The 16,658-nt window shown below is 45.7% G+C and carries 18 protein-coding genes; 5 read left to right on the top strand and 13 right to left on the bottom strand.

Annotated elements, in window-relative coordinates; translation table 11 throughout:
- Positions 1 to 12: 12 nt before the first annotated feature.
- The 5 genes from AC2T0J_RS18045 to AC2T0J_RS18025 all read right to left on the bottom strand — a co-directional run bounded on the left by AC2T0J_RS18045 (position 13) and on the right by AC2T0J_RS18025 (position 3,350).
- Positions 13 to 1,335, bottom strand: a complete 1,323-nt coding sequence (locus tag AC2T0J_RS18045; RefSeq protein WP_489807147.1) for a TRAFs-binding domain-containing protein — start codon at positions 1,333 to 1,335, stop codon at positions 13 to 15.
- Positions 1,336 to 1,343: 8 nt separating this feature from the next.
- On the bottom strand, positions 1,344 to 1,736 hold the full coding sequence (locus AC2T0J_RS18040; RefSeq protein ID WP_489807146.1) for a TIR domain-containing protein: 393 nt from the start codon (positions 1,734 to 1,736) through the stop codon (positions 1,344 to 1,346).
- 152 nt (positions 1,737 to 1,888) lie between these two features.
- On the bottom strand, positions 1,889 to 2,218 hold the full coding sequence (locus AC2T0J_RS18035; RefSeq protein WP_489807145.1) for a hypothetical protein: 330 nt from the start codon (positions 2,216 to 2,218) through the stop codon (positions 1,889 to 1,891).
- A 114-nt stretch (positions 2,219 to 2,332) separates the two neighbouring features.
- Positions 2,333 to 2,797 carry a DUF4262 domain-containing protein gene (locus AC2T0J_RS18030; protein WP_489807144.1) on the bottom strand — a complete coding sequence of 155 codons (465 nt, stop codon included), beginning with the start codon at positions 2,795 to 2,797 and terminating at the stop codon, positions 2,333 to 2,335.
- Positions 2,798 to 2,912: 115 nt separating this feature from the next.
- Positions 2,913 to 3,350: a DMP19 family protein gene (locus tag AC2T0J_RS18025; protein ID WP_489807143.1), complete on the bottom strand. Its 438-nt coding sequence runs from the start codon at positions 3,348 to 3,350 to the stop codon at positions 2,913 to 2,915.
- Between the two features lie 133 nt (positions 3,351 to 3,483).
- Here AC2T0J_RS18025 and AC2T0J_RS18020 point away from each other — a divergent pair, with 133 nt between their 5' ends.
- Positions 3,484 to 4,689, top strand: coding sequence for an IS4 family transposase (locus tag AC2T0J_RS18020; RefSeq protein ID WP_489810324.1), 1,206 nt, complete (start codon positions 3,484 to 3,486; stop codon positions 4,687 to 4,689).
- 115 nt (positions 4,690 to 4,804) lie between these two features.
- On the opposite strand, the gene AC2T0J_RS18015 is transcribed toward AC2T0J_RS18020, so the two are convergent.
- On the bottom strand, positions 4,805 to 5,269 hold the full coding sequence (locus AC2T0J_RS18015; RefSeq protein ID WP_489807142.1) for a hypothetical protein: 465 nt from the start codon (positions 5,267 to 5,269) through the stop codon (positions 4,805 to 4,807).
- 241 nt (positions 5,270 to 5,510) lie between these two features.
- Between AC2T0J_RS18015 and AC2T0J_RS18010 the strand changes: the two genes are divergently transcribed.
- Complete coding sequence (locus AC2T0J_RS18010) at positions 5,511 to 6,482, top strand: integron integrase (protein WP_489807141.1); 972 nt, start codon at positions 5,511 to 5,513, stop codon at positions 6,480 to 6,482.
- Between the two features lie 213 nt (positions 6,483 to 6,695).
- Here AC2T0J_RS18010 and AC2T0J_RS18005 read toward each other — a convergent pair whose 3' ends face one another.
- The 4 genes from AC2T0J_RS18005 to AC2T0J_RS17990 all read right to left on the bottom strand — a co-directional run bounded on the left by AC2T0J_RS18005 (position 6,696) and on the right by AC2T0J_RS17990 (position 10,010).
- Positions 6,696 to 7,523, bottom strand: coding sequence for a LytR/AlgR family response regulator transcription factor (locus AC2T0J_RS18005; RefSeq protein WP_489807140.1), 828 nt, complete (start codon positions 7,521 to 7,523; stop codon positions 6,696 to 6,698).
- Positions 7,524 to 8,621, bottom strand: coding sequence for a sensor histidine kinase (locus tag AC2T0J_RS18000; RefSeq protein WP_489807139.1), 1,098 nt, complete (start codon positions 8,619 to 8,621; stop codon positions 7,524 to 7,526).
- Positions 8,622 to 8,767: 146 nt separating this feature from the next.
- Positions 8,768 to 9,229, bottom strand: a complete 462-nt coding sequence (locus AC2T0J_RS17995; RefSeq protein WP_489807138.1) for an Mpo1 family 2-hydroxy fatty acid dioxygenase — start codon at positions 9,227 to 9,229, stop codon at positions 8,768 to 8,770.
- 100 nt (positions 9,230 to 9,329) lie between these two features.
- Entirely contained in the window at positions 9,330 to 10,010 is a 681-nt protein-coding gene (locus AC2T0J_RS17990; RefSeq protein WP_489807137.1) for a flagellar brake domain-containing protein, read from the bottom strand.
- A 106-nt stretch (positions 10,011 to 10,116) separates the two neighbouring features.
- Between AC2T0J_RS17990 and AC2T0J_RS17985 the strand changes: the two genes are divergently transcribed.
- Positions 10,117 to 11,895 carry a M61 family metallopeptidase gene (locus AC2T0J_RS17985; protein ID WP_489807136.1) on the top strand — a complete coding sequence of 593 codons (1,779 nt, stop codon included), beginning with the start codon at positions 10,117 to 10,119 and terminating at the stop codon, positions 11,893 to 11,895.
- Between the two features lie 19 nt (positions 11,896 to 11,914).
- On the opposite strand, the gene AC2T0J_RS17980 is transcribed toward AC2T0J_RS17985, so the two are convergent.
- From AC2T0J_RS17980 to yejK, 3 genes are all read right to left on the bottom strand, one after another.
- A complete protein-coding gene (locus tag AC2T0J_RS17980; RefSeq protein ID WP_489810364.1) occupies positions 11,915 to 12,715 on the bottom strand; it encodes a M23 family metallopeptidase in 801 nt (266 codons plus the stop codon).
- Positions 12,711 to 13,586: a 6-carboxytetrahydropterin synthase gene (locus AC2T0J_RS17975; protein ID WP_489807135.1), complete on the bottom strand. Its 876-nt coding sequence runs from the start codon at positions 13,584 to 13,586 to the stop codon at positions 12,711 to 12,713. Before AC2T0J_RS17975 ends, AC2T0J_RS17980 begins: the two co-directional genes overlap by 5 nt.
- Before the next feature lie 108 nt (positions 13,587 to 13,694).
- Positions 13,695 to 14,735, bottom strand: a complete 1,041-nt coding sequence (gene yejK, locus AC2T0J_RS17970) for a nucleoid-associated protein YejK (RefSeq protein ID WP_489807134.1) — start codon at positions 14,733 to 14,735, stop codon at positions 13,695 to 13,697.
- Between the two features lie 137 nt (positions 14,736 to 14,872).
- On the opposite strand from yejK, the gene AC2T0J_RS17965 reads away from it, so the two are divergent.
- Together AC2T0J_RS17965 and AC2T0J_RS17960 are read left to right on the top strand one after the other, a co-directional pair.
- Positions 14,873 to 15,094, top strand: a complete 222-nt coding sequence (locus AC2T0J_RS17965; RefSeq protein WP_489807133.1) for a YejL family protein — start codon at positions 14,873 to 14,875, stop codon at positions 15,092 to 15,094.
- A gap of 5 nt (positions 15,095 to 15,099) precedes the next feature.
- On the top strand, positions 15,100 to 16,614 hold the full coding sequence (locus AC2T0J_RS17960; protein WP_489807132.1) for a DUF3413 domain-containing protein: 1,515 nt from the start codon (positions 15,100 to 15,102) through the stop codon (positions 16,612 to 16,614).
- The last annotated feature ends 44 nt before the right edge of the window (positions 16,615 to 16,658 follow it).

Genomic DNA, 16,658 nt, shown 5'->3' with positions numbered 1-16,658 from the left:
TAGGTCGATGCCTTAAGGTTTGGCCCGCATCAATTTTAACTCGATATCCTTGATCCACTCGCATTCAATGCCCCTGTTTTCGCGCGCCTGCCTTATCATTCTGATATTGTTTGCCGTAGTTTCCGGCTCCCACTGTTCGCGCACTGATGCGACGGCCATTCCTAAAGAGGACTGCGCGTCTTCGACATTGTCAGATAAAACGGATACTTCAAGCTCTGTAGCGTAATCCCAGTAATCTGGCCTTTTACTAGCCAGGCGTCTTTTAACTGCATAAGCAACTACAGGCATAAGTTCATTTCTTCTGGGATCAGGAGGGTCTGAACACTCCATGAGCGTTACCGCGTTGATTCCTGGATATGCATCTCGCCAGTCCGATTCAAAACCTTGGAGATAAGCATCTATAGCCTTATTCAAGAAGCCACGAGCAGCCGGGTTCTGCTCCTCACTAGCCTTCAACCATCGGTCTTTATATACACGACCTAGAATTCCGTTGGTTTCACTACTGGGGCCATGACACTCAATCACTTCTGCCAACACCCCCTCAGCATCTTCATGCCGTCCAAGCCGGTTCAGTGCAAAACCTAATTGCTCTTGCACAAGTATCGTTTGCTTGAGGGGCGGGGACATCTTAATAACTAGATCAACCATGCTCTGCCAATCTTTTACTGCTCTGTAAGAAAGAAACAGATCGATAACAATCGCGGGATCCGCGTCCACCACATCAATTTCTCTCTCAATGTTTTCAACGGCAGAACGACCTTCTTCGCGGGCTCTCCTTAGCCGCTCTTTCATGGTCTTTGAGTACTCTACAATGTCCCGGAAAGCATCTGTTTTTAGTCTTTGAAGGTCCGGTCTCGGCACATCGGTTAACAGTTGATACAGTGGGCTGTCATCTGCAGGGTCACGACACGCCTCAAGCCTTTCAGCTAGCGCGTGACGGGTCTCCTCGGGGTTCTCTGGGAATCCGTATTCATCGATGTTATAGAGAATCGCTCTTAAAGGTGAAACATCAAAAGGTAAACGCATGCCACTTCCGGCTACCGGAACCGTGCTGTATGGTCGCACACCATGCCTTATCCCCAATTCATAAAATACGTTGGCGTTAGCGGTCGTGAGGTCTGCTACCGCATAGTCACACATCATAAGCCGCTCAAACATCGGTTTATGGATGATCCCACCGATGACCTCTTCGTCCGCTCTGATCGGCTCTAAATTGGCATCCGTTATTGCAGGAGCAATTATTTGATTATATATCGCATCAAACTCAACGACGCGGCCACTCTCATCAGATTTTCTCCCGAAGGGCATTAGCACGAAGCAATAGGGTTTCATCATCTATCCCTTTACCGTGTCGCTAGGTCCTGAAGTTTTGCCTCGCTCCAGCTGTATAGCTGGATATTGTTCTCTTCGAGAACTTTCGGTTTGGCACCGTTGGTATCTTTTAACCGAATTGCGTAGACAGGTTTTTTGTTGTCTAGAGTCATCTCTACCTCTTCACGAACCCATCGACTCTGGTGCGTTTTTTCGCCAACAAATACTATTGTACGAGACGTTCCGTTCATTGCTTTTGATATGGCTTGACGTATCGTGGCAACATCTTCCGTTTTCCACCGCTTTAAAAGATCTTTCACTCGGAAATTGAGATTCTTGTAGTCGGGGTTTACGGCTCGACCTTTAATAGTCAACACAACGCCTCGGTCGGCCTCGGTAAAACTAAAAAAACATACATTCGGCATTTGATTCTCCTTGCATAGTTTGTTGTCTTAAAACGGCTGATCTGCCCAACTTTTAAATAAGGGGCGCAGACATGTGGGCTAAAATCCGAACGAAGTGAGCAGCCCACATGTTTGCGTCCCAGCCCGCGCAGCGGGCGAACTTAATTTTTTTGTTAGCTGCCAACCACACCCGCAGCTACAAAGATAATTAATAAAACCACACCAGATGTGTAAGTTGTTAAACCTAAATTGCGACAGTTTTTACATAACTGGACTAATTTGTCATCCGGTATTTCAGCGTATTTTTTGTTTAAAATAAACTTTTGAAAGTTCCAATCTACATCATCAGTGCCTAGCATTAAACTTGCAGCATCAAGGCTATATTTTTTAAAAACTTCATCATGATTTTGTTTTAAATAAGTTCGGATTTTTCTCAATTCAATACCATACATCACAGTACATATTACAAAAATAAGTATGCAGAGAAATGCAATCAGAGTCACGTAATCATCCTTGGCAGCTAACACTAAGCTTTGGGGCGCAGGCACGGGGATATAATCGCGAAGCGGCCCCGTGTATGCGTCCCAACGACCGAAGGGAGTGCCAACAGCGTTTTGTTATATTTCACTTAGTGCACCAGTCTCATTTAAAATGGGTTGTGCCCACCTATAATATTCTGATCTGTCATCAAACCAAGGCCAAAAACCATCAGTAGTTGGCCATATCATTTGTAACATATCAAATTCATCACCATCGTGTAGCCACAGCCCCCAGCCCAAATACTCTTCGTAATGTGATTTGTCTACTTTTATGAAGCAAACATCAAAGCCACCAAGAAAATCTGAATAGTATTTACCAGGTTCAAAAACTTCACCTGCAAGTAAGCGATTTTTATAGTTATTAATAATAGAGTGAGCTAAATCAAGCTTGAGACCGACAATAATTAAATCCGGTTTACTTTGTTGTTTGTTGATTCCAATCGAATAGCTGAAGCAGGGCTCTCCATCACCTTCCATGACTGTTAATACATGACATCCAAATTCTACGATGTCTCTAAGTGCCTTCTCATCCCTTTCGTCCACTAAAATCTCCGTGAAATATAACACCTAAATATGGGGCACAAACAGGCAGGCTACAATGGCGAAGCCGCCTGTCTGTTTATGTCCCAGCCCGCCGGCGGGCGACATGATTTTTTTGTTATGTGCCACCTACCGCACCTTGTTTTAATAGATATTGATACATTAACTCAGTTAAATCACAAGGATATTCATAAAACTCGCTATCTAAGCTATCAAGTTTTAATGCACCAGACTCTTCCAAGGCCTCTAGTGTATTTTGTCGTTCTTTTCTATTTGTCGGCGGGGTTGAATTAGGAAAGTTTGCTAAAGCGGCCTTTACGATACCAGCCGTTTCTACAGCTCCTATTTTATGAAGTGAGCTTACTACTTGGTTTGCGAAATTCCCTGATGAATTCCAAAAATATTGATTGAAGCCGCCATTATTCACATCGGCTTCGAGTAACCAAACTGAAAGTATCGTAGTTTCCAGCTCAGAAAGGCTATCTGAGCCATTTTTCTCAAGTTTTTCTATTGCAGGTTCTACAAACTCAAATACTACATCTAAAGAATCAGCCATAACTTTCCTTGTGGCACATAACGCCGCAAACTAACGAATCCCCTCATAAATTAAAGCAGATTCAATAATATAGACACGCATGGCGCGATTTGATCTAATTCATTTCGCCAAAAACCAAGTAGAACCACACACCATGCGTGATATCTCTATCTTACATGATTTGCTTAAGAATCAATGCCCTAATTTACATCAAAAACGGCTTTCCTCTCTGATGATTGCTGTGCAATCCTTGCTTGACGGGCAGCAGCTCTCACTGACTGAACTGGGCCGGAATATCTCCGGACCAGTTGCGGCTAAACACAATATTAAACGTATTGACCGTTTGCTGGGCAACCATGCGTTGTACCAGGAGCGGATGGATATTTACTGCTGGCATGCACGTTTGCTGTGTGGGGCAAACCCAATGCCGATAATTCTTATAGATTGGTCTGATGTAAGAGAACAAATGCGTCATCAAACCTTGCGTGCCTCAGTGAGTTTTGAGGGGCGCTCCGTCATACTCTATGAACGAGTATTTCCATTTTCCCAATATAACTCACCGGTCAGCCACAACCCCTTTCTACAAGAATTGGCTGCCATACTGCCAGAGCGCTGTTGCCCTCTGATAGTGACGGATGCCGGTTATCGCAACACCTGGTTCCGGGAAGTGGAGAAACTTGGTTGGTTCTGGCTTGGGCGTGTCCGTGGTGAAGTCGGCTTTCGTGAACATGGCCAATCTAAATGGCTCAGTAATAAGTCATTTTATCCCTCTGCTAACGCCAAAGCACGTTACCTGGGCTTCGGGGAATTAGGGCGCAAAAGGCCTATTGATGCCTATCTACATTTGTATAAAGCTAAATCCAAAGGTCGTAAAGACCAGCGTTCTTCGAAAGCTGGCCGTCATCACAATGCACAACAAAATTATCGTGATAGCAGCAAAGAGCCCTGGCTACTGGCAACCAATGTTCCTGCCGAATCGCTGACCTCAAAGAAGCTCGTCAACCTCTATGCTAAGCGAATGCAAATAGAAGAAAGTTTCCGCGATATCAAAAGTCCTCAGTACGGATTAGGGCTCCGTCATAGCAGAACACGCTGCCCTAAACGCTTCGATATGCTGTTGCTCATTGCTATGCTTGCCGAGTGGCTGTTACGGTTGATTGGCATCATTGCTCAAAAGCATCAATGGCAGCGGGCCTTCCAGGCCAATACTATCCGGTACCGGCCGGTTCTATCACTAATAAGATTGGGCCGGGAAGTTCGGAAACGGTGGCGGGACTACCCGGTTTCTATCTCTGAAATTCGCTGGGCCATAGCCCAATATATTCAGCGGGTTCACGTTACCGGGATGCCTGAATTATGAGGGGATCCCCCAGCGCCGCAAATCACCGGCAAATTGTAGCAATGTGAGGCTTGTGCTATTCATAGCACAAATGAACGTTGCGGAAATTTGTCCGAGTGAATTTGTATTGTTAGGTTTATTCTTTCCATTCACACTCAATTTCTTTGTCTAACTTCCCTGACCACGACCTAAACTTAATAAGATTTGCATATGGATACTCGCCATTATCAACAGGAAACTCTTCTTTTGGAAGCAGTGTTGACCCACACCACTGATCATCGTGCCAGTAACTTACTACTGCGTGTGAATCACTTACTATTTTTCTAATGAAAGTAGATGCATCATCATCTTTCATCTCCGGGTCAATTTCCACAAATTCATAAAAGTGAGCGTGATAAGCATCAAAGGAAACCGTAAGCTCATCTTGATACGTATACACTCTCAATGGATTTTCCACGTTATTCGAAGGCGGCATTATCTCGATTAGGAAATAGACCTCACCATTATATTCATCTGTGCCAGAATACTCCTCCCATTCTGGATACTCTCGCAATATTTGAGCTGACATTTCTTTTGAATATTCACTCAACTCATTGGACATAATTTCGTAAACCTAACAATTTAATAGTGCGCAAATCGCGCATATTTCTGATTTATAATCGCGCACTTTCCTGATTGAATTAGTTTTAACAAAGTTGATAACTAGTTGCCACTGTTATTAAAAATAAATGTTGTTAATTTTTTTAGCATGATAAAAGTGCGCAATTTGCGCATTTTCTTGAATATGGGGGAAACTACACTACAACTGTATATATAAACAGTTATTTTGGTAAAAGGATTTTATGAAAACACATTCGCCGTTTTTGAACGCTGTTGCTGATTACATGCTGAGTCGGCATTATTCGCTTAGAACCGTTGAAACCTATTTAAAATGGATAAGTTCTTATATTCATTTTCATGATAAACGTCATCCTGCATCAATGGGAAATAATGAGGTGACAACTTATCTGGATCATATTGTACTCAAAGGTAATGTATCACCTCGGACTCAAGCAACTGCATTGAATGCATTAGTCTTTCTATACAAACACATCATTAAGAATGAACTTTCGTTAAATTTGGATTTTATTCGGTCTAAAAAGCAGCCCAAATTACCCGTGGTGATGACGCCAGATGAAGTAAAACAACTGATGAGTCATTTATCCAAACGATATTACCTAATTGCAGGGTTAATGTACGGTAGTGGTTTGCGGGTCATGGAAGCCGTACAACTTAGGACGAAGGACATTGATTTTGACTATAAATGTATTCAAGTCTGGAATGGAAAAGGCAACAAGCATCGAATAGTTACACTAGCGACTGAGTTGATCCCATTACTTAGGAATCAAATCATGCAGGTGGAAGAGTATCTAAAGTTGGATTTGCAAAATGATCAATATGCGGGTGTTTGGATGCCAAATGCGTTAGCACGTAAATACCCATCAGCCAACAAGTCACTGGCTTGGCAATATTTATTCCCATCTTATAAATTAAGCGGAGATCTAGAGACAGGCGATATACGCCGTCATCATTTTCATCATACTTGTGTTAGAAAGGCGATAAAAAAGGCGCTTAAGCAGACTAATATTACTAAGCCTATAACCCCTCATACCTTTCGCCATTCTTTTGCTACACACTTGTTACAAAGTGGGGCTGATATAAGAACTGTGCAAGCTCAGTTAGGTCATTCAGACGTTAAAACCACTCAGATTTATACTCATGTTTTACAGCAAGGCGCAAACGGTGTCGTTAGCCCTTTGAGCAAAATTTTCTAGCTTGTTTTGGGGCAGAACTGAGTTAGCTTAATGTCTGCTTTGAAGAAATATAAATAAAAGTCAGAAGTATAGTGACCGTCCGCAATTCGCTCTAAGCCGTCTTGAGCAGTATAAATCTATATTACTCAGCATGGTGCTGGGTCACTCTCCGACCTCTAAAGGCATAGCTCTACCATTAAAGACAGCCACTTACCGGAGTCCATGCATTAGGGCTTACATCTTCATAGCCGCTTTTACCTTATCACGGTGACTCCGACTCACTTTGAGCTCGGTATCGTTATTGAGGATAAGGTGATACTCACCGCTTATGTGACTCACCAGTTTTTTCACATAACGAATATTAGCGATAGCTGAACGGTGAACACGCACAAACAATTGCGGGTTTAATTCCTGTTCCAGTTCTTTCATGGTTTTACGCATGATATGCATACCGTCCAGGGCGTGCACGCACATGTAATCACCTGCCGCATCAATCCACTGAATATCGGATACATTTACCCGAGTGACTTCTGAGCCATCTTTAATCGCCAGTACGTCAGGATAAGGATTGGTTTCTACCGCTTCGCCGCTGGCAAGCTTACGTAAAATTTCTTCGCAATCGTCGCCAGTTAACTCAGCGACAAGGTTAACCAGCTTTCTGGACTGCTCATCCTGGTTCTGGGTGGCAAAATATTCCCGAACTTTCTTAATGGCGGCACGCAAACGCTCATCATCGGCCGGTTTAAGTAAATAATCGAGTGCGTGAACATCAAATGCTTTAATAGCGTAGCTGTCGTAGGCGGTAACAAAGATAATCATTGGAATTGGCTGTTTCAGCTCTTTGAGCTTATTGATTACCTGAAAACCGTTTAGCCCGGGCATTTGAATGTCGAGGAAAACCAAATCCGGTCGGTGCTGAGAAATCATACTGACTGCGTCCAGACCATTCTGGCATTCAGCAACCACTTCTACATCGTCAAACTTTTCCAGCCGCAAGCGCAGGCCACTGCGGGCTAAAGGCTCATCATCGACGATCAGGGTTTTAATTTTTTGCTGACTCATTTAACTATCCTTTACATCATAAGGAATACGAACACTAACGCGTACTCCCTGCGGCTGATTGTGTTCAACCGTAAAAGCAAAATTCCGATTATACAAAGCGTGCAGGCGTTCTTTTATATTGGGCAAACCCACGCCACCGGTGCGGCTTAACTGACCATCCAGAATATCTGCCCCCGGCCCGTTATCGGCAACATCAAGGAGCAAATCGTTACCAAATCTGCGTGCATCAATGGTGAGCTTGCCTGCATGTTCAAGCTTAGAGATCGCATGCTTGATGGCATTTTCAACGATTGGTTGCAGTATCATACTTGGAACCATAGCATTTTCGCAATCTTCTTCGATATTCCAAACCACTTCCAGTCGTTCGCCGAAACGCACTTTTTCAATCTCTAAATACAACCGTAATGCTTTGATTTCCTGACCTAAAGCCACCTTTTTGATCGGGTCGTTATCGAGCGAATAGCGGAGGAAATCACTGAGCCTTGATACCATGGCTTCGGCCGTATCGTTATTCTTCATCAGAATAAGGGTAGAAATGGCATTCAGTGTATTAAACAGGAAATGAGGATTTAACTGATAACGCAACATTTTAAGATGTGCCTGATGAGCCATAGTGCTGGCTTTCAGTGCATTTTGTTTTTCCCGTTGCAGCATTTCAAAGTTTTTAATACCGAAATACAAACCGCTCCAACAACCAATCATGATCATTGAGTCGATGGTATTGCTGAAATACATATACCAGGCATCGGGCCTGAAGCCGTGCTTATAAATTTCCCAGTAGTTTACATTCTTCACCACGGCCCACAGCAGCGCTACCGCGTAGGAAGCCGCCAGAACGGTGAGCAGTAATTTAACTGCACCCTGATTTCGTGCCCAGCGATAAACGTAGCGCAGTGGAATAGTTAAAATCCAGCCGGCATAGGAATTGAGGATAATAATAAACAGGAAAATCGGGCGAACTTCATGCAAAAACGACCCAATATAATAAACCACAGCAAATCCCGCCCACCCTGCGGTATGTAATACCCAGAATAAACGTTCGTTGTTTTCAAATAGTCGCTGCCACTTCAGCACAAAGGTACCAGATTGTTTTATCATCTACTGCATTATACGTGTATTTATGAGGGTGGATAATGACTTAGTCGTAATTGATTTACGATTTATCGCACTATTGTCATACCTGAGGATAGCAGGCAATGCGGACCGTACAGGCTTTGCGTAGTAATTGCCACATTGCCGGGAAATTAATAGCTAATATTTAAACGTTTGAGCCAGCTACCCCATACCCAGGCAGGGCCAATCAGCAGAAAACGCAAATCTGTGAAAAACGACGGCCGCTTACCTTCAATGGCATGACCAATAAACTGCAAAATCCACATGCTCACAAACACCCCGACACTCACCTGCCACACCGGCACCACCGATTGAGCTATTTGTTCAATGATGAGGAAGCAGGCAATGGTCAGTAACGTCATGGCTGCACCAATAGGGCCAGACAGCAGGAAATAGTAATACAGTACAGGGACAGCAATAATATGCGAAAAGTTAATCCCGAATTGGTCAATAAAGCCAGGCACTGGTATAGACCAGACTAACCCGATGACTGAAAAGTAGATGGCCGGCACGGCCAGATTATGAATCATCTTGTTGGTTGGATTCATGTGGCTTTCTGAATATTCGTTAAATAGCCGTTCAATGTCACGCATACAAATTGTCCCCGTTTTCCTGTCAGATACGAAATGAGGCAGATTGTGTTTGCATTAATGCTCTCTTTCCGCCGCTGGTACAACCAGCGTAACTCCTATCCTAAAGCTCAACAATAAAACGATCCAACAATTTTTTAACAATTTGTGCATTGGCGGCAAATTGAACGCCATAAAACACCCGCGTTTGTGTGGTACTGCTGTTTTTAATGATCCCTTTGATCACGTTTTCTTTGTCTTCGGCAATTTTTAGCTGGATAGTTTTACCGTTTTCAAGAATGGGGAATTCAGGACTGGATTCCAATACGCAACGACACCCCTGAAAGGACACATCAACAATCATGCAGTCGGTGCTTAGGGTTTGTTTTTCATCACTGGCACTCATACTGGCCTGGATACCTGGCGTCCAGCGCTTGTGTTTGCGCAGCGCAAGGGTTTGCAGCGATTCCGGCATAGCCACAAAGAGGATGGGCACCGGATGAGTAATGACTTTTATTACCCGGGAACGAAAAGCAATAACCTTGCCTTCATCACCTTCCAGTACGTAGCGTAAAACCACTTCATTGTCTGGCACCAGCACATCGCGCAGATAGCCCCAGCGGGTTTCACTGGGAACCTGAAATAACAGGCAATTTGGTACATCGGCGCCAATATAGCTGGTTTTTACCCGCTTTGGTGCGGTGGGTGTAGAGATTTGTAAATCCACCACACTGCCAGGTATAAGCGACTGTAAGCTATTGATATCAGAACTACTAAGCAGGATCTTTTTTTGTTTAGGCATCATTTAAAACTGAATCGCAATCACTATAGCTATATAATCACATTTTCAGTATTTCACAACTATTCATGTCCATCCTTGCTACAACGGGATGCAAGAAGAGGTATCTCCCATGGCGCAACAATCGCCCGTCCTTCAGTATTCTTTATCGGTAAACTCAGTAAGCCAGCATTTGTTTGATGTCACTTTATCAATCCCGGCTATAGATAGTGAACACCTCACGCTGAACCTGCCTGGTTGGATCCCGGGCAGTTATATGGTGCGCGACTTTTCCCGCAACATCGTTAATTTTTCAGCGACCAACAGCGAAGGAAAGACCATCGAAGTTACCTTACTGGATAAACAACAATGGCAGTTAAAGACGGCCGGCGAGGCAGTAGAAATAGCCTATCAGGTGTATGCCTTCGATCTTTCAGTGCGCAGCGCCTACATCAACGATGAATATGCCTTTTGTAACGGCACCAGCGTCTTTGTTGGCGTTGCCGGAAAAGAAAGCCTGCCTTGCGAGCTGGTAATCCACTGCCCAGTCAGCAAACCGGACTGGCAAATAGAGACCACATTGCCTCACCTGGAGGACAATCGATTTATCGCTGCAGACTATGATGAACTTATCGATCACCCCATTTTTATGGGTGAGTGCACCAGTGCCGACTTTGAAGTGGATGGCGTAACCTTTACGCTGATGTTCAGTGGTACCACAGAGTACGACCTCCCTCGCCTGTGCGCAGATCTCGAGAAAGTCTGCCAGCATCACTTATCTTTATTTGGGCGGCCCTACCCGATAAAACATTATTTGTTTATGACATTAATCGCCAATGAGGGCTATGGTGGTTTGGAGCATCGCAGCTCAACGGCACTGCTATTTCCCCGATTCGAGCTACCGTTACTGGGTGAGCCGGAAGAACTAAGCGACAGCTACATTAACTTTATCAGCCTGTGCAGCCACGAATTATTCCATACCTGGCATGTTAAGCGAATCAAGCCCGATGTCATGGTAGTACCGGATCTTAGTCAGGAAACCTATACCGACCAGTTGTGGATTTACGAAGGCTTCACCAGCTTCTATGACGATGTCACCCTGGCTCGCGTGGGTGTTATCACCCCAGAGCGCTACTTCAAAATTGTTGCGCAAAACCTGACCCGCCTGTACAAAAATGCCGGACGGTTTAAGCAAAGCATTGCCGAATCGAGCTTTTATGCCTGGAACAAATTTTATAAGCAGGACGCTGGTTCGATTAACCATATTGTCAGCTATTACAATAAGGGCGGTATCGTAGCACTGGGGCTGGACTTATTGCTACGACAGCGCAGCCAAAATCGTTACAATCTGGATGACTTAATGCTTTTGCTTTGGTCAGAATTCGGTGATGAGCAAGGCACCCCGGCCGACGTTATCGAGCTCTTATGCCGAGATAAACTTAAGATAGATGTAAAGGATTATCTCGACGCTGTAGTCTACGGTACAGAGGATGTAGCGCTGGATAGTTTACTTGAAACAATCGGTGTTGGTCAGACACTGCAAATACCACTTTCCCTGCAGGACAAAGGTGGCGATGAGGCAACCGGCCAAGCTGCAATCCGCTATGATTTTGGTGCCGTCATAAAAGATGCCGAGATCGGAATAGTGATACAGTCAGTGCAGGAAAACTCAGCTGCCTGTGAGGCCGGGTTACAGATCGACGATAAGATTATCGCGGCCAACGGCTATGTAGTAACCGTTAAACTGTTGCAAAGATTGCTCAGCATTACCAGTGACAGTCAGTTAGGGCTTAGTGTCATCAGGGACGGCCGGCTAATTAGTCTGACACTGCCACTATTGCCGGCTCGTGAACAAGGCTGTGTACTGAAGATCACTAATAAGGATAAAGCAGCGGCGTGGCTGGGGCTGTAAACAAGCACATTGCTGAAAGCTAGCGGGCTGGCACCAGTAATGCCGGATCCAGCCGTTCACTGAACCAGTTGATACGCCAGTCAAGGTGGGGCCCGGTTGCCCTGCCAGTGGCGCCGACCTCGCCGATTTTCTGGCCCTGTTCCACCATCTCACCCGGCTCAACTGTAAGCTTGCTTAAGTGCAGAAACGTCGAATTAACGCCCAGGCCATGATCAATAATGATGGTGCCACCGGAATAATATAAATCAGGGTGCGCCAGGGTCACTTTTCCACCAGCCGGTGCGATCACCTCTGTACCGGTGGGTGCGCCAACATCCACACCATAGTGCGGGCGTTTAGGCACGCCGTTAAAAACCCGCTGACTGCCGTAAACACCGGTGATTGGCCCCTCGGCCGGCCAGATAAAGTCAACGGCAAAATCCGTTCTTGTGCTACTGGTTTTACGAGCCTTAGCCACACGCCAGTTATCATCTTTAATGCGTTCCAGGACACTTTTCGGCGGCGTTACCATGGCTTGCGGAACACCTTCTATGTGTTGTGTAGGGTATTCCCGGGCGGCCAGTGTGAGATCTCGGGTCTGCGTTTCGCCCGTCGGGGTTTGCCAGCGCAACGCCTGGGTAAGTTTCGCATCACGGCCAAAGCCCACCACAAATTTACCGTCTGGCAACACGTTAACTGGCTCATCATTCAGCCACACTGCACTACCAGGCGTAAGTTCGCCGCGCAATAAACTGCCCTGAGTTAACTTTCCGCGTAATTCAAGGGCATGCAAAGTACTGCTAATGCACAACAGACCAAGCAGCAAACCGCTAAGTTTAATCACCTATCATGGCTCCCTTACCAACCCCTTCATATGCCATTACGCAGCATGAATCATCCGGCAGACGCTCTTTTTGCTGGGTGTAAATAAACTGCGCCAGGCACTCCACAGTTGAATCTGTTTCGATGATTTCACAGATTGATGCCGGTAAAACTATCTCAAAATAGCCCTGGGCTGCCTCGTAGGCAAAACACACGTGCTCATCGTAACTGGCTAACCGGTGCTGACATTGCAAAGCATCGGCACTAATCTTATCTTCCCGTGATGCGATATAGATATCTTCCCAGCGCTTAGCCCAATAGGCTTCGCTTTCCAGGTCCTCACTGCCATTGGTGATGATATCCACCCGTGAGCGGTGGCCGTGTGCGATACGCTGGCAATTACCATCGTGCTTTTTAAGGCCATGGGTATAGTGATAAAACGGTGTGTTGATCACTTCCGTGCGTAACTTGATGGTAAGGTTATCCACGTTATCCGGCAAATGAGTGGCAATCACCTCACGCAAATATTCGCTTACAGACGCCATGGTAATCGTCGGCGCATAAATAAACGCGTAAGCTTCTGCCGGGCAGTACATCTGAATCGCCTGTTCATTAGCCAGATCAAAGCGGACTTCCACTTGTTCTGAGTCTTCATCACGGCGGATGTGAGCCTGCTCACTCTCTGCCGGGACCAGCAGCTTATGATCTATGTATCCGTCAATCAGGCGTTTCAGGTTCTTTTTCACCACGCCGAAGTCCTGGATCATACTTTCTTCATTTAATGTGCCATCCAGTAGCACATCCACAATCCAGCTCTCCCCGACCATGCCACGCTCCGGGCACAGGTAAGAGAAATCCATGACGGTGAGGTCGTTTACAAATAATTGCATTGTGTCTCGATTAATCTTTAACAGGTTGACGGCCCACCGACTGCGAGTCGCCCAATAATCTACTTAGTATACCAGCGATAGCAAAGTGACTGTACCGCTACCCTAAACTTAGCTGTTGCGTTTTAACTGGTCTTTTAAATTCGGCGGGATCCCTTTAATCGTCAGCGTGTCAGAATCCGGGTGATAGATAATACGGTCACCCAGTAATTTCCGGTCAAAACTCAACGATACACCGCCCCCCTGACCACTAAACTTAGCCAATTGTCGTATCGCCGCCGGGTCTGGCTGGACTTCCGGCTCAATGGGCGTCTCCAACCCCTGGGTAAACTGCGCAAAGTCCCGTTGGTTATCTTCATCACGGGGTAACTTTTCGGCCAGTTCGCTTATTCTTATGCTATCACCGCTGTCTATCTGTTGTTTAAAATAGTTGGAGACTTCCGTGCGATGGGCGGTTTTCTCTTCGGCATCCAACCCTTCACTGGCCAGATAAGTTTCTACCGAGCTGATCAGCTGTTTATTTTGCTGCTTCACGTCGACCTTTTCCTCGCAGCCAACGAACTGCATGAAAAAGTCAGAGACCTTACGCCCCATGCGCCCTTTTATAAAACTAACGTAGCGCTGCTGTTCCGGCTGAATGCGGTACTGGGTTAAATCAATCCGCACCGCCAACTGCATTTTGGCCAAATCCAGATGTTCACGACTGTTGAGCTCCAGTTGTTGGTTAATCTCCACGTGGGCCTTGGTATTTAGCAGGGTAACCAGTAAATACTGGGTGGCCAGGTACTCATAATGGACAAATAACACAAAGCCGGTTTCGACCTGACCAGTCTCTACAAGCGATTTCAGCAGTAAATCACCAGCCGTTTTGGTAAAGGGTACGAAGACGTTGTCACTGTCAGACGGTGAAGCTTCGTGATGGGCAATATAGCCATTCAATGCTTCAGAAAAGCTGGCATCGTCCTTTTCTGCTTCAATAAAATGTCCTACCCCTTTGCCAGGTTTACTCACAAAGGTGTGATGTAATTGCTGGCCCAGTTGTTCCAGCGCCGGCGTTACCGGCAGGCAACCTTCCCGGGGGATCAGTTGCATTTTACCTTCGTTATTAACGATAAGCTGATGCACGACAAAATGATGAATCAATATACTCATGAATTACCCGTGTCCAATTCGTTGCTGAATGATGCAGTTTTTTGAATGAATGATTGTTATCAGATGCACAACGATTATAATCGCTTTATTGCCAAAAACTTTGCTTTTTCAAGCGATTTAACGATAAGAGGCGTAAAATGCCCCAACAAAGCCGATACAGTGATGCTGAATTCGAACGTCTGATGAACGACGTTATTATGGTACTAGAAAAACACGGTGCAAGTCGTGATCTTTCTTTAATGGTACTGGGAAATGTGATTTCTCATATTTTTGAGCATAGGGTATCCCCTGGCAATCGCGAAGCGATGGTTGAACAATTTGCCAGCGTGCTGGTAAAAAGCGTGAAAGGAACGGCCTGACCCCCATGATTTTAGCAGAATCCCCACGGCGTCAACGGGTAACAAAACTGGTTAACTGGGGTCACTGGTTTGCACTGGCGAATATTGTCATTGCCATTATTATTGCCTCTGTGTTTGTTATATCCTCGCCTGCGCCGGGTACGGTACTGGGTACCTTTTACCTGTTTGCCAACTGGTTCGGGCACATCAGCTTTCTGACCTTTTTTGCGTTTGTGATTTTTATCCTGCCGCTGTGCTACCTCGATGTCTCCCAGCGCTTTATAAAAACCATTGCCTCGGCTGTATCAGCGCTCGGGCTGGCATTAATGGCTTTTGATGCCCTGCTGTATAACCGCACGGGCTTTCATTTAAGTCATAACTCCGCGTACCTGATTAAAAACGAAGCAGAAGCCCAGCTGTTTCAGTTTAGCTGGCAACAGTTTCTGTATCTGTTGCTGTTGTTTGTGGTCTGGTTTGGACTTCAGTTGATCCTGGCTAACGCCATTTGGAAACGTATCGACCGTTTAATGCACTACCGCATTGGCCGCCGGGTCGTGAGCTTTTTTGTGGTGTGTTTTGTGTCTGGCCATGCCATCCACGTATGGGCCGATGCCCAGCTTTATCAGCCGATTATTAAACAGGACAATATGTTTCCGCTGTCCTACCCGGCCACAGCAAAAACCACCATGTCGCGCTACGGGCTACTGGATATCGAGCGCTATGAACAGCGTAAACAATTGCAGTTTGACCCGGATATTCATCAGGTTAAATACCCGTCAGATCCGGTGTATTGTGCCCTGGATTCGGATAGACGGGCACTGTTATTAGTGCAAATTGACGAGGCCGATATCAGTCAGGCAATGAAAGAAGCTGACCTGCGCCATATCGACAATTACTTTACCACCTCAACCAGTATGGGCGGTTTAATCACCAGTACATTGTACGGGGTACCGGAGCTGTATCAGCAAAGCCTGAAAACTACCCAACCGGTATTGTTTGGCTTAAGTGATGCCTATGGCCTGAGTACTGAGCTGTATACCAGCTCAGACTCACAGCTTAAAGAACAGTTTACTCAGCTTTCTTTCAATGAACAGTTAAGCGGTTCGGCCAATATTGTGGTGGCATTTGCTGACGGCGGCACACTCACCCGTTTGCTGCAGCGCAGCGATTTAACCAACACACTGGTAATGGTAGCAACGGGTTATCAGCAATCCAAAGGAAAGCTGTATACCAATTTAGCAGTTAACAGTGAACTGGCCAGTACTGAAGATCTCGTGCCAACCCTGCTCAGTGCGTTGGGTTGTAGTGCGCCCTCACAGTTCTACTCCACCGGGCAGAACTTGTTATCACCAAAGCGTGACTGGTTAGTCAGTACCTCTGGTGAAAAAATCGTGGTGTTCTACAACGACCAGCGTATCGACGTACTGAGTAACGGTAGTTACGACATAACGCATATCAGTAATGAGATGCGCAGTGACGATCCGCTCAACGTCGATTTACTCAGTCGGGCGATTAAACACCTCACCCGCTTCTCACAGTAAAGCTAAAAAAATAGCAGCCAAATGGCTGCTATTGTTACATCTGC

Source organism: Alteromonas sp. ISO5 (assembly GCF_058105165.1).
Note: the sequence above shows the minus strand (reverse complement) of the source record. Positions and strands in the feature narration are given on the sequence as shown.